Annotated in this window: 19 protein-coding genes; 3 read left to right on the top strand and 16 right to left on the bottom strand. The window is 68.7% G+C overall.

Translation table 11 applies throughout. The features are described from left to right. The first annotated feature begins 2 nt into the window (after nucleotides 1-2). Nucleotides 3-605 (top strand): retropepsin-like aspartic protease, encoded by a 603-nt coding sequence (locus QZH52_RS23185; protein ID WP_301812905.1) that lies wholly within the window; start codon nucleotides 3-5, stop codon nucleotides 603-605. A gap of 13 nt (nucleotides 606-618) precedes the next feature. On the opposite strand, the gene QZH52_RS23180 is transcribed toward QZH52_RS23185, so the two are convergent. Continuing rightward, on the bottom strand, nucleotides 619-1,212 hold the full coding sequence (locus QZH52_RS23180; protein WP_301812904.1) for a TetR/AcrR family transcriptional regulator: 594 nt from the start codon (nucleotides 1,210-1,212) through the stop codon (nucleotides 619-621). Nucleotides 1,213-1,298: 86 nt separating this feature from the next. Between QZH52_RS23180 and QZH52_RS23175 the strand changes: the two genes are divergently transcribed. After that, a complete protein-coding gene (locus tag QZH52_RS23175) occupies nucleotides 1,299-2,504 on the top strand; it encodes an MFS transporter (RefSeq protein WP_301812903.1) in 1,206 nt (401 codons plus the stop codon). 16 nt (nucleotides 2,505-2,520) lie between these two features. Here QZH52_RS23175 and QZH52_RS23170 read toward each other — a convergent pair whose 3' ends face one another. The 6 genes from QZH52_RS23170 to QZH52_RS23145 are packed head-to-tail and all read right to left on the bottom strand — an operon-like array spanning nucleotide 2,521 to nucleotide 7,658. After that, nucleotides 2,521-2,910, bottom strand: coding sequence for a DUF2784 domain-containing protein (locus QZH52_RS23170; RefSeq protein ID WP_301812902.1), 390 nt, complete (start codon nucleotides 2,908-2,910; stop codon nucleotides 2,521-2,523). A gap of 27 nt (nucleotides 2,911-2,937) precedes the next feature. Further along, a complete protein-coding gene (locus QZH52_RS23165) occupies nucleotides 2,938-3,981 on the bottom strand; it encodes a 2Fe-2S iron-sulfur cluster-binding protein (protein ID WP_301812901.1) in 1,044 nt (347 codons plus the stop codon). A gap of 4 nt (nucleotides 3,982-3,985) precedes the next feature. Further along, nucleotides 3,986-4,966 carry a PdxA family dehydrogenase gene (locus tag QZH52_RS23160; protein ID WP_301812900.1) on the bottom strand — a complete coding sequence of 327 codons (981 nt, stop codon included), beginning with the start codon at nucleotides 4,964-4,966 and terminating at the stop codon, nucleotides 3,986-3,988. After that, a complete protein-coding gene (locus tag QZH52_RS23155; RefSeq protein WP_301812899.1) occupies nucleotides 4,963-5,427 on the bottom strand; it encodes an aromatic-ring-hydroxylating dioxygenase subunit beta in 465 nt (154 codons plus the stop codon). The genes QZH52_RS23160 and QZH52_RS23155 overlap by 4 nt, the downstream gene beginning before the upstream one ends. 19 nt (nucleotides 5,428-5,446) lie before the next feature. After that, nucleotides 5,447-6,685 carry an aromatic ring-hydroxylating dioxygenase subunit alpha gene (locus QZH52_RS23150; RefSeq protein WP_301812898.1) on the bottom strand — a complete coding sequence of 413 codons (1,239 nt, stop codon included), beginning with the start codon at nucleotides 6,683-6,685 and terminating at the stop codon, nucleotides 5,447-5,449. A gap of 4 nt (nucleotides 6,686-6,689) precedes the next feature. Then, the gene (locus QZH52_RS23145; RefSeq protein WP_301812897.1) at nucleotides 6,690-7,658 is read right to left on the bottom strand and encodes a Bug family tripartite tricarboxylate transporter substrate binding protein; all 969 of its coding nucleotides are present in this window, start codon (nucleotides 7,656-7,658) and stop codon (nucleotides 6,690-6,692) included. A 127-nt stretch (nucleotides 7,659-7,785) separates the two neighbouring features. Between QZH52_RS23145 and QZH52_RS23140 the strand changes: the two genes are divergently transcribed. Next, complete coding sequence (locus QZH52_RS23140) at nucleotides 7,786-8,544, top strand: IclR family transcriptional regulator domain-containing protein (RefSeq protein WP_301812896.1); 759 nt, start codon at nucleotides 7,786-7,788, stop codon at nucleotides 8,542-8,544. A gap of 19 nt (nucleotides 8,545-8,563) precedes the next feature. Here QZH52_RS23140 and QZH52_RS23135 read toward each other — a convergent pair whose 3' ends face one another. The 9 genes from QZH52_RS23135 to QZH52_RS23095 all read right to left on the bottom strand — a co-directional run bounded on the left by QZH52_RS23135 (nucleotide 8,564) and on the right by QZH52_RS23095 (nucleotide 17,519). After that, nucleotides 8,564-10,408, bottom strand: a complete 1,845-nt coding sequence (locus tag QZH52_RS23135; protein WP_301812895.1) for an extracellular solute-binding protein — start codon at nucleotides 10,406-10,408, stop codon at nucleotides 8,564-8,566. Nucleotides 10,409-10,507: 99 nt separating this feature from the next. Next, the gene (thmT, locus tag QZH52_RS23130) at nucleotides 10,508-10,699 is read right to left on the bottom strand and encodes a 2-hydroxymuconate tautomerase (protein WP_286536821.1); all 192 of its coding nucleotides are present in this window, start codon (nucleotides 10,697-10,699) and stop codon (nucleotides 10,508-10,510) included. Between the two features lie 11 nt (nucleotides 10,700-10,710). Next, nucleotides 10,711-11,499 carry a 2-oxo-3-hexenedioate decarboxylase gene (dmpH, locus tag QZH52_RS23125; RefSeq protein ID WP_301812894.1) on the bottom strand — a complete coding sequence of 263 codons (789 nt, stop codon included), beginning with the start codon at nucleotides 11,497-11,499 and terminating at the stop codon, nucleotides 10,711-10,713. Beyond that, nucleotides 11,496-12,539, bottom strand: coding sequence for a 4-hydroxy-2-oxovalerate aldolase (gene dmpG / locus QZH52_RS23120; protein ID WP_301812893.1), 1,044 nt, complete (start codon nucleotides 12,537-12,539; stop codon nucleotides 11,496-11,498). Before dmpG ends, dmpH begins: the two co-directional genes overlap by 4 nt. 8 nt (nucleotides 12,540-12,547) lie before the next feature. Next, nucleotides 12,548-13,459: an acetaldehyde dehydrogenase (acetylating) gene (locus QZH52_RS23115; RefSeq protein WP_301812892.1), complete on the bottom strand. Its 912-nt coding sequence runs from the start codon at nucleotides 13,457-13,459 to the stop codon at nucleotides 12,548-12,550. Nucleotides 13,460-13,472: 13 nt separating this feature from the next. Continuing rightward, nucleotides 13,473-14,255: a 2-oxopent-4-enoate hydratase gene (gene dmpE / locus QZH52_RS23110; protein WP_301812891.1), complete on the bottom strand. Its 783-nt coding sequence runs from the start codon at nucleotides 14,253-14,255 to the stop codon at nucleotides 13,473-13,475. A 28-nt stretch (nucleotides 14,256-14,283) separates the two neighbouring features. Further along, entirely contained in the window at nucleotides 14,284-15,108 is an 825-nt protein-coding gene (locus tag QZH52_RS23105; RefSeq protein ID WP_301812890.1) for an alpha/beta fold hydrolase, read from the bottom strand. Nucleotides 15,109-15,121: 13 nt separating this feature from the next. Further along, nucleotides 15,122-16,576, bottom strand: coding sequence for a 2-hydroxymuconic semialdehyde dehydrogenase (locus QZH52_RS23100; protein WP_286536815.1), 1,455 nt, complete (start codon nucleotides 16,574-16,576; stop codon nucleotides 15,122-15,124). A 10-nt stretch (nucleotides 16,577-16,586) separates the two neighbouring features. Next, nucleotides 16,587-17,519 carry a catechol 2,3-dioxygenase gene (locus tag QZH52_RS23095; RefSeq protein ID WP_286536814.1) on the bottom strand — a complete coding sequence of 311 codons (933 nt, stop codon included), beginning with the start codon at nucleotides 17,517-17,519 and terminating at the stop codon, nucleotides 16,587-16,589. Nucleotides 17,520-17,523 lie beyond the last annotated feature (4 nt).

Genomic DNA, 17,523 nt, shown 5'->3' with positions numbered 1-17,523 from the left:
CCATGTTCCAGCACGCCCGATCCACGCTGCGCCTCCTGGGCGCGCCGGCCGCCTTGGCCGCTGGCCTGCTCCTGCAGCCAGCCGCCGCCGAACCGATCTTCAAATGCGGCAAGACCTACACCAACGTGCCCTCCGGCGAGGGGTCGGCGCAGCTGAAATCGCGCGGCTGCGTGCTGGTCGACCCGGACCGGCCGCATGCAGACAAGACGGCAGACATCGCGATCGACGGTTCCCGCCAGATCACGGTGCCTATCGGCCAGGACGGCCGCTTCTGGATCCGTGGCTCGGTCAACGGCTTCCCGGTGCAGTTCGTGATCGACAAGGCATCGACCGTGCAGGCCGGCGTCGCCGTCACGGAGGCCTTCGCCGCTCGCGCCAACCTGATCGGCGGCGCGCCGGCTCATGTCCCTACCAGCGGCGGCATCATGGAAGGACGGCGGATCGAAGGCGTTCCGATGACCTTCGGTCCGTTCAGGGTGCGGCAGGCGACGGTGGTCGTGGGGTCGCTGGGCGGCAAGTCGCCGGACGCCCTGCTGGGTCGGGAACTGCTGTCGATGTTCGAGGTCACGGCCAACGAGCGCGAGATGACGATCGTGAGCAAGTAGGCCCGGACCGCGTCTAGGCGGCCTTGGCCGTCGCGGCATCCAGCAGCAGCGCCGCCATCTCGCGCGCCGCAACCGCCGCGCTGCTGCCCGCCCCCAGCTGACCGGACACCGAAGCGCCGTCGTAGAGCAGCACCAGCTGGCTCGCCAGGTGGTCGGGATCGGCCGCGCCGGCATCCCTGGCCAGGCCGGTGAACAAGTCCCTCATCCACCTGCGGGCGTCGTCGCAGACGCTCTTGACCGGGGTGCCGGGCTTCGACTCCGCCGCCGCCCGATTGAAGGCACAGCCGCGGAAGCCGGGCGCGGCCATCACGTCCTCCATCGCATCGAAAACGCCCAGCAGCCGGTCGCGCGGGGTCGCGCAGGTCGCCAGCCTGGCGCTGATGCGTGCCTTGCGGGCCGCCTGCCGCGCCTCGAGGTAGGCCCGGATCAGCGCCTCCTTGCTGCCGAAGGTGTCGTAGAGCGAGGCCTTGGCCACGCCCGCGCGCTCGATCACGCGCTCGATGCCGACCGTGTGAATGCTGCCTTCGTAGAAAAGCTCGTCCGCCGCCGCCAGCAGGCGGTCGCGCGCCGAGCGGCGTTCCGGCGCCACCGATTGTTTCGTTTCCATGGGCTTGACATTACCAGACCGGTCTGTACACTGCAATCACCAGACAGATCGGTCTGTATGGTTTCTTGAATTTCCGGAGCACGTCCATGACCTCCCTCTGCCCGACCGCCCTCGCAGCGCCTGCGCCGCCGCGCCGCCGCCTCTCGCCGAATGCGGCCTTCCTTCTGCAGGCGTCGATGACGCTGGGTTTTCTCGCGGGATCGAGCGCGCCGACGCCCTTCTATGCGATCTACCAGAATCAATGGGGCTTCTCGGCCACGATGCTGACCTTGGCCTTCGGGATCTACGCGCTGGCGGTGCTGTCGGCGCTGCTGGTCGGCGGCCGGCTGTCGGACCACGTCGGGCGCCGGCCGATCCTGATCGCCGCCGCTGCGGCGCAGGCCGTGAGCATGCTGGTCTTCGCCACCGCCGACGGACTGCCCGACCTGCTGCTGGCGCGCGTGGTCCAGGGTCTCTCGGCCGGCGCCGCGATCGCGGCGGCGGGCGCCGGCCTGCTCGACATCGACAAGGGCCGGGGTGCGATCGCGAACTCGGTCGCGCCGATGATGGGCACGGCGGCCGGCGGCCTGCTCGCGGGGCTGATGATCCAGTACCTGCCGGCGCCGATGCACCTGGTCTACGCGCTCCTCGGCAGCATCTTCGTGCTGCAGGGCGCCGCGGTGTTCTTCATGGAAGAGACGGCCCCCGTGCGGCCGGGCGCATGGGCTTCGCTCAGGCCACGGCTGGCGGTTCCGCTCGCGGTGCGGGGACCGTTGCTGCTGGCGGCCCCCGCGCTGGTCGCGGTCTGGGCGATGGCCGGCTTCTACGCATCGCTCGGGCCGACGCTGATCCGCAGTTTCGCGGGCACGACCTCGATCCTGCTCGGCGGATTCGCGCTCTTCGTGCTGGCCGGCAGCGGCGCACTCGCCGTGTATCTGATCCGCGAAGCCTCGCCCACGGCGCTGGTGCGGCTCGGCGCCTTCGCCCTGATCGCCGGCATGGCCCTGGTGATGACTGCGATCGCGCAGCATTCGGTGCTGCTGTTCCTGCTCGGCAGCGCGGTCGCGGGGCTGGGTTTCGGAACCGGCTTCCAGGGCGCGCTGCGCAGCGTGGTCCTGCTGATCGCGCCCCAGGAGCGGGCCGGCGTCCTCTCCGTGCTGTTCGTGATCGCCTACCTGGCGATGGGGCTGCCCGCGATGGTGGCGGGGTACGACGTTGCGCACCAGGGCAACATCGTCGTGACGGCGTACGAGTTCGGCAGCGGCGTGGTCCTGCTGGCGCTGCTTGCGCTGCTGGGGACGGCTCGGCGCTGAGCCTGGTCGGGCTGGTTCATGGGACGGGCGCGCGGGGCGCCCGGATCCGGCGAGCAAGGAGCCAGCCGTAGAGCACCGCATTGAACAGCAGCACACCCGCCCCCAGCCCGATCTGAACCGGCCGCGTCAGGCCTTCGGGATAGATCAGGCCGAGCAGGTAGTGCTCGATGAAGCCGCCGCCATAGCCCGCTTCGCCGGCACTGCGGCGCAAGCGGTTCTCGAGCGGCGTCAGCGGACAGGTCCAGCCGGCCGACACCACCCAGCCGGCCCAGGCGGCCGCCGGCAGGTGAAGCCACGCGAGCCGCGGCCAGCGCCACACGCCCAGGCCACCGAGGACGGCGAACAGGATGAACAGCCCGTGCAGCAGCAGCACGGCGTCGGCCAGCAGGCGGTGGATCGAACCCATGAGAGGGATGCTACCGCCCGCCCATGGTCAGGCCGGCGTTGGCGCGCCCGATGCCGTCGTCTGCATGGCGGGCCCTTCCACGAACAAGTCCGCATGGAAGCCGGCCGCCTCGAGGCCGCAGCGCCCCACCGCCATCTCGCGCACCGCGTGGACCATGGCCGGCGAACCGCAGGCATAGACCTCGTGCCCCGCGAGGTCCGGGCAGTGTGCGGCCAGCGCCGCGTCGACCCGGCCCGCGAAGGCGTCATCGCCCTCCTCGGCCGCGCCGTCGCTCAGCGCGGCGACGAAACGGAAGTCCGGCCACTGGCGCTGCCACCGGGCCACGGCCGGTCGCAGGTAGAGGCCTTCGGCCCGGCGCGCGCCCCAGATCAGCGTGATCGGCCGCACGACCCGGCGCTTGGCCATGTCGTCGATCAGGGACTTGACCGGCGCGAAGCCGGTGCCACCGGCGACGAAGACGATCGGACGCGCAGAGGCGCTGTCGAGCGTGACCGCGCCGAAGGGCAGTTCGATGTCCAGCAGATCGCCCTGCTGCAGGCCCGGCACGCGGGCGCTGAAGGCGCCGTCCGGCACGTGGCGGATATGCAGCGTCAGCGCGTCGCTCTCGTGCGGCGCGTTGGCCATCGAGTAGCACCGGGTCGTGCCGTTGCCGACGTCGACCTGCAGGTACTGCCCGGCGTGGAACTTGGCGCGCTGCCCTGCCGGCAGGCGCAGCTGCAGCACCGAGACATCGGGTGCCACGAGCTGGTTACGGAACACCTTGGCCTGGAAGCGCTTGCGCGCCGCCGGGTCGACGCGGCGCCACGAGACCGGCGCGATCGCCAGGTCGGTGCGCGGCGCGCACATGCAGAAAAGCAACTGGTCCGGCAGGCAGGCCTCGTTGCGCATCGAAGCGCCGGCCAGGCCCTCGACCTCGCCGGCTTCGACCCGCCCGGCACAGTTGCCGCACACGCCCTTGCGGCACGAATAGGGCAGCTCGATGCCGGCGCGCAGCGCGGCATCGAGCACGGATTCGGCGTCGGCACAGTCGAATGCGATGTCGCTGCCGGCAATGGTCACGCAATGGGTCATGGCTTCAATCTCTGGTGAGCGGTGGTTGCGGCGCGCCCGACAACAGCGCAATGGTTCGCAGCAGTGCCGTGCAATCGGCGATGCCCCGGCCGGCGATGTCCATCGCGCTGCCGTGGCCCACGCTCGACAGGAGCACGTCGGCGCCGATGCTGAGCGCGCTGGCCGCGTTCGGCGCCAGCAGCTTGATCGGGATGTGGCCCTGGTCGTGCAGCATCGCCACGTAGAGATCGTGCCGGCGCTGCGTCAGCAGCATGTCGGCGCCCGCAGGGCCGTCGACGCGCAGGCCTTCGGTCCGCAGCATGCGCACCGCGGGTTCGACGATGGCGGCATCTTCGGCGCCGAACAGGCCACCTTCGGAGGCATGCGGGTTGATGCCGAACACGCCGATCGAAGGTGCGGGAACGCCAAGCACTGCACAGGCCCGCGCACCTGCGCGCACAGCCGCTGCCACCAACGCGGGCGTCAGCCGGCCGAGCGCGCTGCGCACGCTCTCGTGCAGGGTCGCATGCACGATCCGCAGCCCGCCGCCGACCAGCATCAGGAACACCGAATCCTCCGGCACGGTGCAGACGCGCGCGACCAGCGACGGATAGCCGCTGAAGGCGATGCCGGCCCGATGGATCGCGATCTCGTGATGCGGGCAGGCGATCACCGCGTCGGCTTCGCCGCGCCGGCAGGCCTCGATCGCCGCGCTCGCCGATGCCACGGCCGAGGCGCCCGCCGCGGCGTCGATGCGGCCGGGCCGGGCAGCCTCGGCCGGCAGTTGCCCGGCATCGACGATGCGCAGTTCGCCCAGCAGCGCGCTGCAGCCGAGTGCCGCGGCCGTGCGCTCCAGCACGGCGACGGGGCCGTACAGGGTGATGCCGGCGCGTGCTTCGGCCGGCAGCGCCGCCAGGGCCTTGAGCGCGATCTCGGGGCCGATGCCGTTGGGATCGCCAGCCGCCAGCGCCAGGCGGCGCGGCGGCGCATTCGTGCTCGCGTTCACAGCGGCAACGCGAGCAGCGTGTCGGTCACCGTGCTGTCGCAGATGGCCACGCGCGACTGCAACAGCAACCGCCCGTCCCGCCGCACGAAGCGGTCCTGGTAGACGCCGGTGGCGAACACCTCCGTCTGGCCGCTCGCCATGATGCGCGCCACCAGGAAGGGGGTGCGGGCCTCTGCCTGCTCGCCCTCGGACTTCAGCAGCAGCGGCATGCCGAGGATATGGCGATAGCGCTGCCGCTCGTAGATGTTGGCCTCGCGCAGGGCCGCGATGCGGTCTTCGAGCATCGCGCGCGAGTCGGCGTAGACGATGCCGGCGGGCAGGCCCTCGCGCTCGTTCTCGATGTGCGTGATGCGGTAGTCGGCGTCTTCGGCGAAGAAGTCGGGCCACTGCTCGAGTGCATCGCTGTCGATGGCGTCGGCGTAGGCGGCATGGAAGGCGCAGAGCGCCAGCAAGTCGATCATCGTGTTCTTCCTCTGCGGGTCAGGCGCGCATGTGGTGGCGATAGGCTTTCCAGAAGCCTCGCACCGAGGCTTCGGTGGCGCGTCCCTCGCTGGAGACGGTGCTGTCGCCGCCCATCTCGACGACCGCATCGTGGTCGCGCGCGCCGGCGATGCCGCGCTGCACGAAGCCGCCGACCGCACCGTCCTCCATCGAGATGAAGCCGGCCGGACCGATCAGGTTCGACTGCTTGAGCCGCACCTTGCGCTGCTCAGGCGTGTCGTCGGCGTAGCCCAGGTAGGTCCAGTTGAGCTCGGTGCGCTCCACGCCCTTGGGCAGCACCTGGCGCACCGCGAGGCAGTTCTGAATCTGCTGCAGCACGAAGCCGGGGAAGACCGAGAGGATCTGCAAAGTCACGCCGTCGCCGTACTCGGTGAAGCCGGCCAGCAGGCTCGGATCCTTGAGCCGGTAGCGGTCGTTGTCCGAGCGCAGGGCTTGCTCCTTGTACGAGGCGTCCTTCTCGGCCGCCGGATCGATCATCGAATAGCTCACGTGGTGGCCGCCGCTCTCGTCGACGATCACGCCGCCCTTCTGCGACAGGCGGTTGAGTTCGAAGGTGGTGAAGAACAGGTGCAGCAGGCTCGCGTGGTAGCTGTCCTTGACGTTCTCCACATAGAGCTTCCAGTTGTTCGGCAGCGCCTGCGTGAAGCGGCCGATGACCTCGACCGGCTTGTGCAGCACGCGCTCGATGCGCTGGCAGATCTCGTCGCCGAGGTACTCCTCGATGCCCGGCACGTCTTCGCTGAAGCTGCCGAAGACCAGGCCGCAGAAGGTCGCGATGCGCAGCTTGCGCGGGCCGTGTTCCTCCTTGCAGAAGCCGGCCGGCATGCCGCCCTGCCCCTTGACGCCCTGCTCGAAGGCGATGCCCGTGAGATCGCCCTGGCGGCTGTAGCTCCAGGCGTGGTAGACGCACTGGAAGTTCTCGGCGCGGCCGGACTTCTCGAGCGCGATCAGCGCGCCGCGGTGCGCGCAGCGGTTCTCGAAGGCATAGATCTCGCCGTCGCCGTCGCGCACCACCACCACGGGCGTTTCGCCCGCGAAGGTGGTGCGGTAGCTGCCGCTATCGGGCAGTTCGGCTTCGAGGCACAGGTAGTTCCAGACCTCGCCGCGGAAGATGCGTGCCTGCTCGTCGGCACCGGTTTGCGCGTCGCTGTAGAGCGCGAACGGAATGCGCGTGAGGCCGGGGCCGGCCCAGTGGATCGGTTGAGTGTCTTGCGTCATGGTGTCAGTCCAGGGTGACGTTGGCGTTCTTGATGACCTTGGCCCACTTGGCCGACTCGGCCTGGATGAACTGTCCGGTCCGGGCGCTGTCCCAGCCGCGCGGCTCTGCGCCCTGCTCGGCGAACTGCCGCTTGACGTCCGGCAGCGCGAGCGCATCGGCAAAGGCCCTCTGCGTCGCCTGCACCTTGGCGACGGGGGTGCCGGGCGGCGCCACGAGTGCGAACCAGGTCACGGCGTTCATGGCCGGCAGCTTCTGCTCGGCGAAAGTGGGGACGTCGGGCAGGACCTGCGCGCGCTGCTCGTCGGCGATCGCGAGGATGCGCAGCCTGCCGCTCTGGTGGAACGGCAGCGACGAGCTCAGGTTGTCGAAGAAGACGTCGATCTGTCCGCCGACCAGGTCGACCAGCGCCGGCGCCGTGCCCTTGTACGGGACATGGACCATGTCGGTTCCGGTCAGCTGCATGAACATGCTGGCGGTCAGGTGCGAGGTGGTGCCGTTGCCTTGCGAGCCGTAGCTGAGCTTGCCGGGGTTCGCCTTCAGGTAGGCGATCAGTTCGGGCACGCTGCGGACCGGCAGCTTGGGGTTCACCACGAGCACGTTGGGCACGGTGGCGATCATCGTGACCGGCACCCATTTCGCGGGATCGAAGCTCAGCTTGCGGTAGAGATGCTGGTTGATCGCGATCGGCGCCGGTGGCGACGCCAGCAGCGTCTCGCCATCGGGCGTTGCATTGAAGACCGACTCGGCGCCGATGTTGCCGCCGGCGCCGGTGCGGTTCTCGATCACGACGCCGGCAGGGAAGCTGTCGCGCAGCTTCGCGGCCACCACGCGCGGAAGAATGTCGGCGGTGCCGCCGGCCGGGAAGGGAACCACGATTCTCAGGGGTTTGCCGGGCTGTGCTGCGGCGCCGCCGGCCAGGAAGGCGGCGGCCAGGCAGGCCGCGCCCAGGCGCCGGGCGAAGGGTTTGATCATGTCTCGGTATCTCCGTGTCAGTCGTTCATCGGGGGAGGCCCAAGTGTCTTGATACAGCGCAAGCCAAACAAGCTAGATTTGCGCTATGCGCAAAAATGACGTTGGCGGCACATCCGCCCCAGAGGCCGTGGACAAGAACTTCGTGGCCTCGCTGCAAAAAGGGATGGAGGTCCTGACCTGTTTCGGCCGCCAGCACAGCCGGCTCACCGTGTCCGAGGTGGCGCGGCTCACGGGCGGCTCGCCGGCCTCGGCGCGGCGCTCGCTGCTGACCCTGCGCGCCCTGGGCTATCTCGACAGCGACGGCAAGCGCTTCTGGCTGCTGCCCAAGGTGCTGCTGGTCGCGCATGCCTACCTGGCGTCGCGCCCCACGCCGTCGCTGGCGCAGCCGCTGCTCGATGCGCTGTCGGAGCGCACGCGCGAATCCGCATCGCTCGGCACCTTGCTGGAGGACGACGCGATCATCATCGCGCGCTCGACCGCGCGGCGCAGCCTCAGCATCGGCCTGGGCATCGGGTCGCGGCTGCCGGCGTACTGCTCGGCGCTCGGTCGGGTGCTGCTGGCCAGCCTGCCGTCCGGCGAGGCCGAGCGCCGTGTGCACGCGATGCCGCGTCGCGCCCTGACGCCGCGCACGGTGTTCGAGGCCGATGCGGTGCTGGCCTTGGTGGACCGCTGCCGCGACGAAGGCTATGCCGGCAGCGACGGCGAACTCGAACTCGGCGTGCGCTCGATGGCGGTGCCGGTGCTGGACCGCGATGGCGCGACGGTGGCCGGCATGAGCATCGCGGTGCGGTCGGAGCGGATGGAACTCATCGAGTTCCGGGATGCCTTCCTGCCGACGCTGCGAAAGGCGAGCGCCAAGCTGACGGCGCGGCTCTATCCGGGGTGAGTGGTGCCGCAGAAGAAGGTCAATCCCGCTCACCAATCTTCGGCGGGTCCATCCACCACGTCGTCAGCAACGCAGAGCCCGCCAGCAGGCGCTGCGGCAACTCGGCATCGGGGCGCCGCAGGTTGCGCTTGTGGACCATGTAGTACTGCTTGCCGTAGTACAGGGGGACCACGTAGTGCTGATGGAGCAAGAACCTGTCGAGCAGCCGGACGGCCGTTGCAAGGGATGCGCGGTCAGGGCTCTTGACGATGATGTCGATGAGTTCATCGATCACCGGATCGCTGATCCCGCTGAAGTTCTGACTTCCCCTCTCGGCCGCGGACTTCGAGCCAAGGTCGTCGTAGAGCTCGTTGCCGGGACTCGATGAGCCGCCCAGGATCTGGAGGGCCATGTCGAAGTCGAAGTCGTCGAGCCTCTTCTTGATCAGGGCGGCATCACGAAGCCGATACTGCAGCGAGATCCCGAGCTTGCCCAGGTTTCTCGCGTAGGGCGCCAGCACGGGTTCCGAACTGCGGTCCGCGATGTCGATCTCGATCACGAATGGCTTGCCGTCGCCGTCGCGCAGCGCGCCGTCCCGGTAGGACCAACCCGCCGCCTTCAGCAGCGCCTGCGCTTCGACCAGGTTGCGTCGCAGCCCCTCGGGCGTGTCACCGGTCGCAGCGGGCCGAGGCAATGGCCCCTGCACGATCCTGAGATAGTCCTGCCTGTGCACCAGCCGCGCGATCAGCGCCCGCTCGTCCGGGCCGAGCTCCGGCCTTGCCATCAGGTCGTCGCTGTTCTGGAAGTAGCTCATGGTCCGAGCTCTGCGCCCATAGAAAAGACGCTGGTTCAGCCAGTCGAAGTCGAAGGCCAGCGCCAACGCCTGCCGCACCCGGATATCGGCGAAGCGGGGCTGGCGCAGGTTCACTGCCAAGCCCCGCATGCCCGTGAAGCGGCGGTGCGAGATCTCGGTCTTGACGATTTCGCCGGAGTCGAAACGGCGGCCCTTGTAGCGACGAACCCAGGCAGTGATCGATGTCTCTTCGAGGGCGTCGAGCGCGCCCACCTTGATCGACTCTTCCTCCCCGAGTCGATCCCTGAAGTACTGATAGCTGACCTTGTCGAAGTTGAACATCCCCTTGCGAACCGGAAGATCGGCGGCCCAGTAGTCCGGTCGCCGCCGGTAGGAGATGGACTTGCCCGGATCCACCTTGTCGACGACGTAGGGCCCGCTCGCCACGGGTGGCTCGTCGACGACCTGATCGAAGGGCTTGCCCCGACCCCAGGCTCGGGAGAACACGGGCATCTGCCCGATGATCATGTGCAGCTCTGAATTCCGGCGCTTGAACTCGAAACGAATCCTGCGATCGTCGATCACGACAGCCGCCTTGATGTCGCTCCAGTAGGAACGAAAGGTCGGGCCGGCCTGCTGGCTCATCAAGGTATCGAAGGAGTGCTTCACGTCTTGCGCCAGCACGGGCGTATTGTCCGAGAAGCGGGCCTTGGGGTTCAGGCGGAAAGTCACGCTCATCTGGTCAGGAGCGACGAGCACGTCTTCCGCCAGCAGCCCATAGTTCGAAAAAGGCTCGTCTTCGCTGGGCGTCATCAATGAATCGAAGACCAGGCCGTACTCCGCGAACACGAAGCCGTTGCTGCTGTAACCCATGCCGGCCGGGGGCGTTCCCTTGAGCGTGAACGGATTGAGCTTGTCGAAGCTACCGCTCGCTGAAAGCGTCAGGTGCCCGCCCTTGGGCGCGTCGGGATTGACGTAGTCGAAATGCTTGAAGGAGTCCGGGTACTTCGGCTCGTATCCCATGCCCAGCCCCTGCGCCGCCCACACGGGCATCGTCAGGGCAACCCACCATCCGACAAGCCAAATTCGCATCACGGAATTCTGGCCGAGATCGACACGAAGCCGCCGCCCTGGACCCGCCTCCCCCGGGAAAACAGAAATTTCTGGCGGAGGGAGGGCGGCAGCTTGCTGCTAGCGCCCGAGGTCCTTCGCGCTGACCCCCGCGATGCCCCAGTTCTCCTTCGGCACGTCGTGCAGCCAGACCCGCACGTTCTCCCTGGGCGCGCCGACCGCCTCGACGATCGCGTGCGTGACCTTTTCGATCAGCGCCCGCTTCTGCTCCTCGCTCCGGCCTTCGATGAGATAGATCTGTGCAAATGGCATGGCTGTCTCCTTCAGGCGAAGCGCAGGCCGACGCTGCCCATGCCCTGCACCCTGAGAGTGACCGAATCGCCGGCCTTCACCGCCACCGCCTCGGTGATGCCGCCCGACAGGATCAGGGTGCCGGCAGGGATCTCCTCACCGCGTGCGCCGAGGTGATTCGCCAGCATCGCGATCGCCGCCGCCGGGTGTCCCAGCACCGCTGCGCCGGCGCCGAAAGCCACCGGCTCGCCGTTCTTCTCCAGCACGATGCCGACCGTGCGCAGGTCGACCTCGGCCGCCGGCCGCGGCCGCCCGCCGACCACGAAGCGCGAGGCGGAGGTGTTGTCGGCGACCACGCTCTTCAGGTCGAACTTGAAGTCGCGGTAGCGGCTGTCGATGACCTCGATGCCGGGCAGCACGAAGTCGGTCGCGGCGAGCACCGCGCCGATATGGCAGCCCGGCCCCCTCAGCGGCGCGCGGGTGACTAAGGCGATCTCGGGCTCGACCTTGGGATGGATCAGCTCGGCCATGCGGCATTCGCCGCCTTCGGGCACCGCGTAGCTGTCGGCCATGAAGCCGAACACCGGCGTGGTCACGCCCATCTGTTTCATCTTGGCGTGCGAGGTCAGGCCGGCCTTGAGCCCGATGATGCGATGGCCGCGGGCGATCTTGCGCCGGCGGATCTCGTTCTGGATCGCATAGGCGTCGTCCCAGTCCATCTCGGGATACTCGTCGGTGATCTTCGGCGTGTCCTTGGCGCCGAGTTCGCAGCCCTCCAGGTGCTCGGCCAGCGCGGCGATGGTGTCGAGGTCGAGCTTCATGCGGCCACCTCCTGCATGGCGCTGCGCGCCCGGGCGAGCGTCATCGCCGTGTCTTCGATCATGTCTTCCTGGCCGCCGACCATGCCGCGGCGCCCGAGCTCGACCAGGATCTCGCGCGCCGGCACGCCGTACTTGGCCTCGGCGCGCTTGGCGAACAGCAGGAAGGACGAGTACACGCCCGCGTAGCCCAGGGTCAGCGAGTCGCGGTCGACCCGGATGACATGGTCCATGATCGGAACCACGCGGTCTTCGGCGACGTCCTGGATGCGGAACACGTCGACGCCGGTCTCGATGCCCATGCGGTCGCAGACGGCGACGAAGACCTCCATCGGCGTGTTGCCCGCACCGGCGCCGAGCCCGGCGGCCGCGGCGTCGATGCGGTTGGCGCCGGCTTCGACCGCAGCGATGGAATTGGCCACGCCCATCGCCAGGTTGTGGTGGCCGTGGAAGCCGAGTTCGGTCGAAGGCTTCAAGGCCGCGCGCACCGCGGCAATGCGCGCCTTCACGTCCTCGGGAAGCATGTGGCCGGCGGAGTCGGTCACGTAGATGCAGTTGGCGCCATAGCTTTCCATCAGCAGTGCCTGGCTCGCCAGCGTCGCGGGACTGGCCATGTGCGCCATCATGAGGAAGCCCACCGTGTCGAGCCCGAGCTTGCGCGCCATCGCGATGTGCTGCTCGGAGACGTCGGCCTCGGTGCAATGGGTGGCGACACGCACCGTGTGCACGCCGATCCCGTGCGCCATGCGCAAGTGGTCGACGGTGCCGATGCCCGGAATCAGCAGGGCCGAGACCTTCGCGTTCTTCATCAGCGGGATCACAGCGCCGAGGTAGTCCTCGTCGCTGTGCGCCGGAAAACCGTAGTTGACCGAGCTGCCGCCCAGCCCGTCGCCGTGCGTCACCTCCATCAGCGGCACGCCCGCTTCGTCGAGGCCGGTGGCGATGTGGCGCATCTGGTCGAGCGTCATCAGGTGGCGCTTGGGGTGCATGCCGTCGCGCAGCGTCATGTCGTGGACGGTGATCTTTCTGCCCTTGAGAGTCATGGTGCCTCCTATGCCGCAACGGCTTCGGGTTGAAGTTGGCCGGCCAGCATCGACTCGGCGAACAATTCCGCCGTGCGTGCCGCGGCGGCGGTCATGATGTCGAGGTTGCCCGCGTACTTCGGCAGGTAGTCGCCCAGGCCTTCGACTTCGAGGTAGATCGACACGCGCCTGCCTTCGAACACCGGTCCGTTCACCAGCTTGTAGCCCGGCACGTACTTCTGCACCTCGGCGATCATCCGGTGCACCGACGCCGTGATGGCCGCCTGGTCGGGCGCGTCCTCGGTCAGGCAATGCACGGTGTCGCGCATGATCAGCGGCGGCTCGGCGGGGTTGACGATGATGATCGCCTTGCCCCTGGCGGCGCCGCCGACCTGCTCCACCGCGCCGGCCGTGGTGCGCGTGAACTCGTCGATGTTCCTGCGCGTGCCGGGGCCGACCGAGCGGCTGGCCACGGTGGCGACGATCTCGCCGTAGGCCACGGCCTGCACCTGCGACACGGCGGCCACCATCGGGATCGTGGCCTGGCCGCCGCAGGTGACCATGTTGACGTTCATCGGCGCGTCGCGCAGCGGGTCCTTCAGGTTGACCGAGGGCACGCAGAACGGCCCGATCGCCGCCGGCGTAAGGTCGATCATCCGCACGCCGAGCGCATTGAGCTTGCGCGAGTTCTCGGCATGCACGTAGGCGCTGGTGGCGTCGAAGGCGATCCGGATGTCGTCGGCCTCCACGTGCGGCAGCAGGCCGTCGACGCCGTCGGCGGTGGTCTTGAGCCCCATCTCGCGGGCCCGCTGCAACCCGTCGGACGCGGGGTCGATGCCGACCATCCAGACGGGTTCGAGCAGCGGGCTGCGCTGCAGCTTGGCCAGCAGGTCGGTGCCGATGTTGCCGGGCCCGATGAGGGCGCACTTGATCTTCTTCATGGGTGGATGTCCTTCAATGGAAGCGAACCGAGCAGCCGCCCAGGCCGCCGATCGAAACGCGGAAGTTGTCGCCGGCCGCGGCCGGGAACATCGCGGCCAGCGCACCCGACAGCACGACCTCGCCGGCCTTCAGTCCGATGCCGAGCCGGCCGAGCGTGTTGGCGAGCCAGGCGACGGCATTGACCGGCGAGCCGAGGGCGGCGGCGCCGGCGCCGGTGGCGACGATCTCGCCGTTCTTCTCGAGCACCATCCCGCAGGTGCCCAGGTCAACCCGGCGCGGATCGACGGCACTGTCGCCGAGCACGAAGACGCCGCAGGAGGCGTTGTCGGCCACGGTGTCGGCAATCCTGATCTTCCAGTCGCGGATGCGCGAATCGACGATCTCGAAGCAGGGCATGACGCATTCGGTGGCGGCCAGCACGTCGGCGTTGCCGATGCCCGGACCCATCAGGTCGCGCTTCAGGATGAAGGCGATCTCGCCCTCGGCCTTGGGCTGGATCAGGGTCCGCGTGTCGATCGACTCCCCTTCGCCGACGATCATGCCGTCCAGGAGATAGCCGAAGTCGGGCTGGAAGACGCCGAGCATGTTCATCACGGCGCGCGAGGTGACGCCGATCTTCTTGCCGACGATGCGCTCGCCGACGTCGAGCCGGCGCGCGATCATGCGCTGCTGCACGTGGTAGGCGTCCTCGATGGTGATGGCCTCGTGGCGGCTGGTGAGCGGCTCCACGACCTGGCGGTCGCGCAGCGCGGTGTAGAGCTCGTCGCCGAGCTGGTGGATGAGCGGGGTGTCCATGGTGGGCATCTCGTGTAGATGGGATGAATCAATCGGCCTCGGCGAGGAAATCGCCGACCAGCCGCGCAAAGCGGGCACCGTGCTCGATCTGCGTCCAGTGGCCGCAGCGGCCGAACACGTGCAGCTGGCTGTTCGGAATCCAGTCGGCCAGGGTCAGCGAGGTGGCGAGCGGAATCACCTGGTCCTCGCGGCCGTGGATCACCAGCGTCTCGTGCGGCAATGCGCGGATGGCTGCCTCCGGGCTCGCCATGGCGTCGACCCAGCGCTGGCGCGGCGCCGGGAACATCGCGCCGAAGGATTCCTGGAAGCCTGGCTGGATGCTGGCCTCGTAGCGCAGCTGAGCGAGCTCGTCCGTGACCAGCGCGCGGTCATGGGCGAACACGTCCATGATGCGGCGCATGTTCTCGAACGAGGGCGTGTAGCCCCACACGGCATCCAGCCCCGGCGTGATCGCGAAAGGCACGCCGACGCTGCCCATCAGGACCAGCCGGCGTACCCGGTGCGGCGCGCGGATCGCGAGCGCCAGCGACAGCGCGCCGCCGAACGAGTTGCCCACCACGTCGGCGCGCTCCACGTCCAGCGCATCGAGCAGGTCGATCGCCTGCTGCACCCAGGTGTCCATCGTGTAGGCGATGCCCGGCGGGCGCTCGGTGTAGCCGAAACCCGCCATGTCGGGCGCGATGGCCCGCCGCGTCTGCGCCAGTACCGGCAGCGCCAGCCGCCAGTTGGCCCAGGCGCTGACACCCGGGCCCGAGCCGTGGATGAAGAGCGCCGGCGCGCCCTGCCCCAGGTCGTGAACGTTGGTGTCGAAGGCCCCGGTGCGCACCCGCAGGCCGATCTCCGGATGGCTCATGGCCGTTCGCTCCTCACAGCTTGATGCAGACATTGCGCAACTCGGTATAGAACTCGAGCGAATGGACGCCGCCCTCGCGGCCGATCCCCGAGGCCTTGGCGCCGCCGAAGGCGGTCCGCAGGTCGCGCAGGAACCAGCTGTTGATCCAGCAGATGCCGACCTCCACCTGCCGCGCGACGCGGTGCGCCCGCCCAAGGTTCTCGGTCCACACCGTGGTGGCGAGGCCGTAGTCGGTGGCGTTGGCCAGCGCGATGGCTTCTTCCTCGGTGTCGAAGGGCGCGATGTGGCAGCACGGGCCGAAGATCTCCTCGCGGATGACCGCGGCGCTCTCGGGCAGGCCGGTCCAGATGGTCGGCTGCACCCAGTGGCCTTCGGCCAGCGCGCCGGTCATCTGCGGAACGCCGCCGCCGGTGACCACGGTGGCGCCCTCGTCCCTGGCCTTCTGGTAGTACGACAGCACCTTCTGCTGGTGCTCGCGCGAGATCAGCGGGCCGAGGTTCACGCCGGCTTCTTCGGAGGGCCCGGGCTTCAGCGCCTCGGCCCTGGCCTTCAACGCGGAGACGAAGCGCTCGAAGATCGGCCGCTGCACATAGACGCGCTCGGTGCCCAGGCACACCTGGCCGCAGTTCTCGAAGGCCGAGCGCGCGATGCCGGCCACCGCCTTGTCGAAGTCGGCGTCGGCGAACACCAGCCCGGCGTTCTTGCCGCCGAGTTCGAAGGACACCGGCCGCACGCCCTTCGCCGCCGCGGCCATGATGGCCTCGCCGGTGCGCGTCTCGCCCGTGAAGGTGATGCCGTCGACGCCCGGATGCGTGGTCAGGAACTCGCCGGCCGACTGCGGCCCGAAGCCGTGCACCACGTTGTAGACGCCGGGCGGGATGCCGACCGCGTTCATCACTTCGCCGAGCAGGGTGGCGGTGGCCGGCGTCTCTTCCGAGGGCTTGACGACCACCGTGTTGCCGCAGGCCAGCGCCGGTCCGACCTTCCAGGTCATGAGCAGCAGCGGCAGGTTCCACGGGCAGACCACGCCGATCACGCCCAGCGGCGAGCGGATCGCGTAGTTGAGTGCCTGGCCGCCGTCGGGCGTGGCGGTCTCGAAGGTCTCGGTCGGCACGTTCTTGACGATGTCCGCGAACACCTTGAAGTTGGCGGCGCCGCGCGGGATGTCGATGTGCGAGGCCAGCGAATGCGGCTTGCCGGTGTCGGCCATCTCGGCCTGCAGGAAGTCGTCGAAGCGGCGGTTGATCTCGTCGGCCACGGCGTGCAGCAGCTCGATCCTGCGGCCCACGCTCATGCGACCCCACTCGCCTTGCAGCGCCGCTCGGGCAGCGCGCACGGCGGCGTCGACCTCGGCCGCACCAGCCTCGTGGACGCGGCCGAGCAGCCGGTTGTCGGCCGGCGCGCGGTTGTCGAAGGTCTTCGAGGTGGCGACGAATTCGCCGCCGATGAAGTTGAGGAAATGCTTCACGTCCGGCCCCTCAGGTCACCACCGAAAGGAAGTTCTCGTTGAGCTTGCGGTCGTGATAGAAGATCGCGCGCCCGAGTTCGTCGTCGGTCCAGGTCAGCGGCGGCTTGTCCGGATAGAACACGTAGCCGCCCGAGAAGACCTCGTTGCGGTTGCCGCTCGGGTCGAAGAAGTAGATCGTCTCGCCGCGCGTGATGCCGTGCCGCGTCGGCCCGATGTCCAGCGAGACGCGCTTCTTGGTGATGATGTCGGCCGCCTTCAGCACCTCGCCCCAGTTGTCCAGCAGGAAGGACGCGTGGTGGAACTTGTTCTTCTCCGGGTGGCGGATGAAGGCGATGTCGTGCGGCTTGGTCGAGCAGGTCAGGAAGGCGGCGATCGCCATCCGCTCCGGCCCGGCCACCACGCTCTCGGCTAGGTTGAAGCCCAGCACCTCGGTGAAGAGCTTCATCGTGCCGTCGAGGTCGTCGCCGTACAGCAGACAGTGGTCGAAGCGCGAGGGCGCCATGCCCTTGAGATCGTCGGGGGAGATCTCGGGGTTCTCGTAGGGCATGCCGTTGCCGACCTTCTCCTTCTCGGCGAAGAGCTCGATCGCATGGCCGGTGGGCACCGTGAAGCGGAAGCGCTTGCCGGTCCGCAGGTGCTCGCCGGCGGCGATCCATTGCATGTCGGTCGCCAGGCCGCTGGCCTCGAGGTCGGCCGCCAGCTTCTCGAGCGTGGCGGGGGAGTCGACCCGGAAGCCCATGAAGTCCATGCCGGCCGTGTCGGCCTCGCGCAGCACCACGCTGTGGTGGTCGTGCTCGTCCCAGGCCTTGAAGTAGATGCGGCCTTGCGCATCGCGCGCGGTCTCGATCAGGCCGAGAACGTCGCGGTAGTGCTTGATGGCCGCTTCCAGGTCGAGCACGCGCAATTGAACGTGGCCCGGTCGCAGTACGCCAGTGAGTGCCATGGTG

Source organism: Variovorax ginsengisoli (genome assembly GCF_030486595.1).
Classification (GTDB): Bacteria; Pseudomonadota; Gammaproteobacteria; order Burkholderiales; family Burkholderiaceae_C; genus Variovorax; species Variovorax ginsengisoli_B.
Note: the sequence above shows the minus strand (reverse complement) of the source record. Positions and strands in the feature narration are given on the sequence as shown.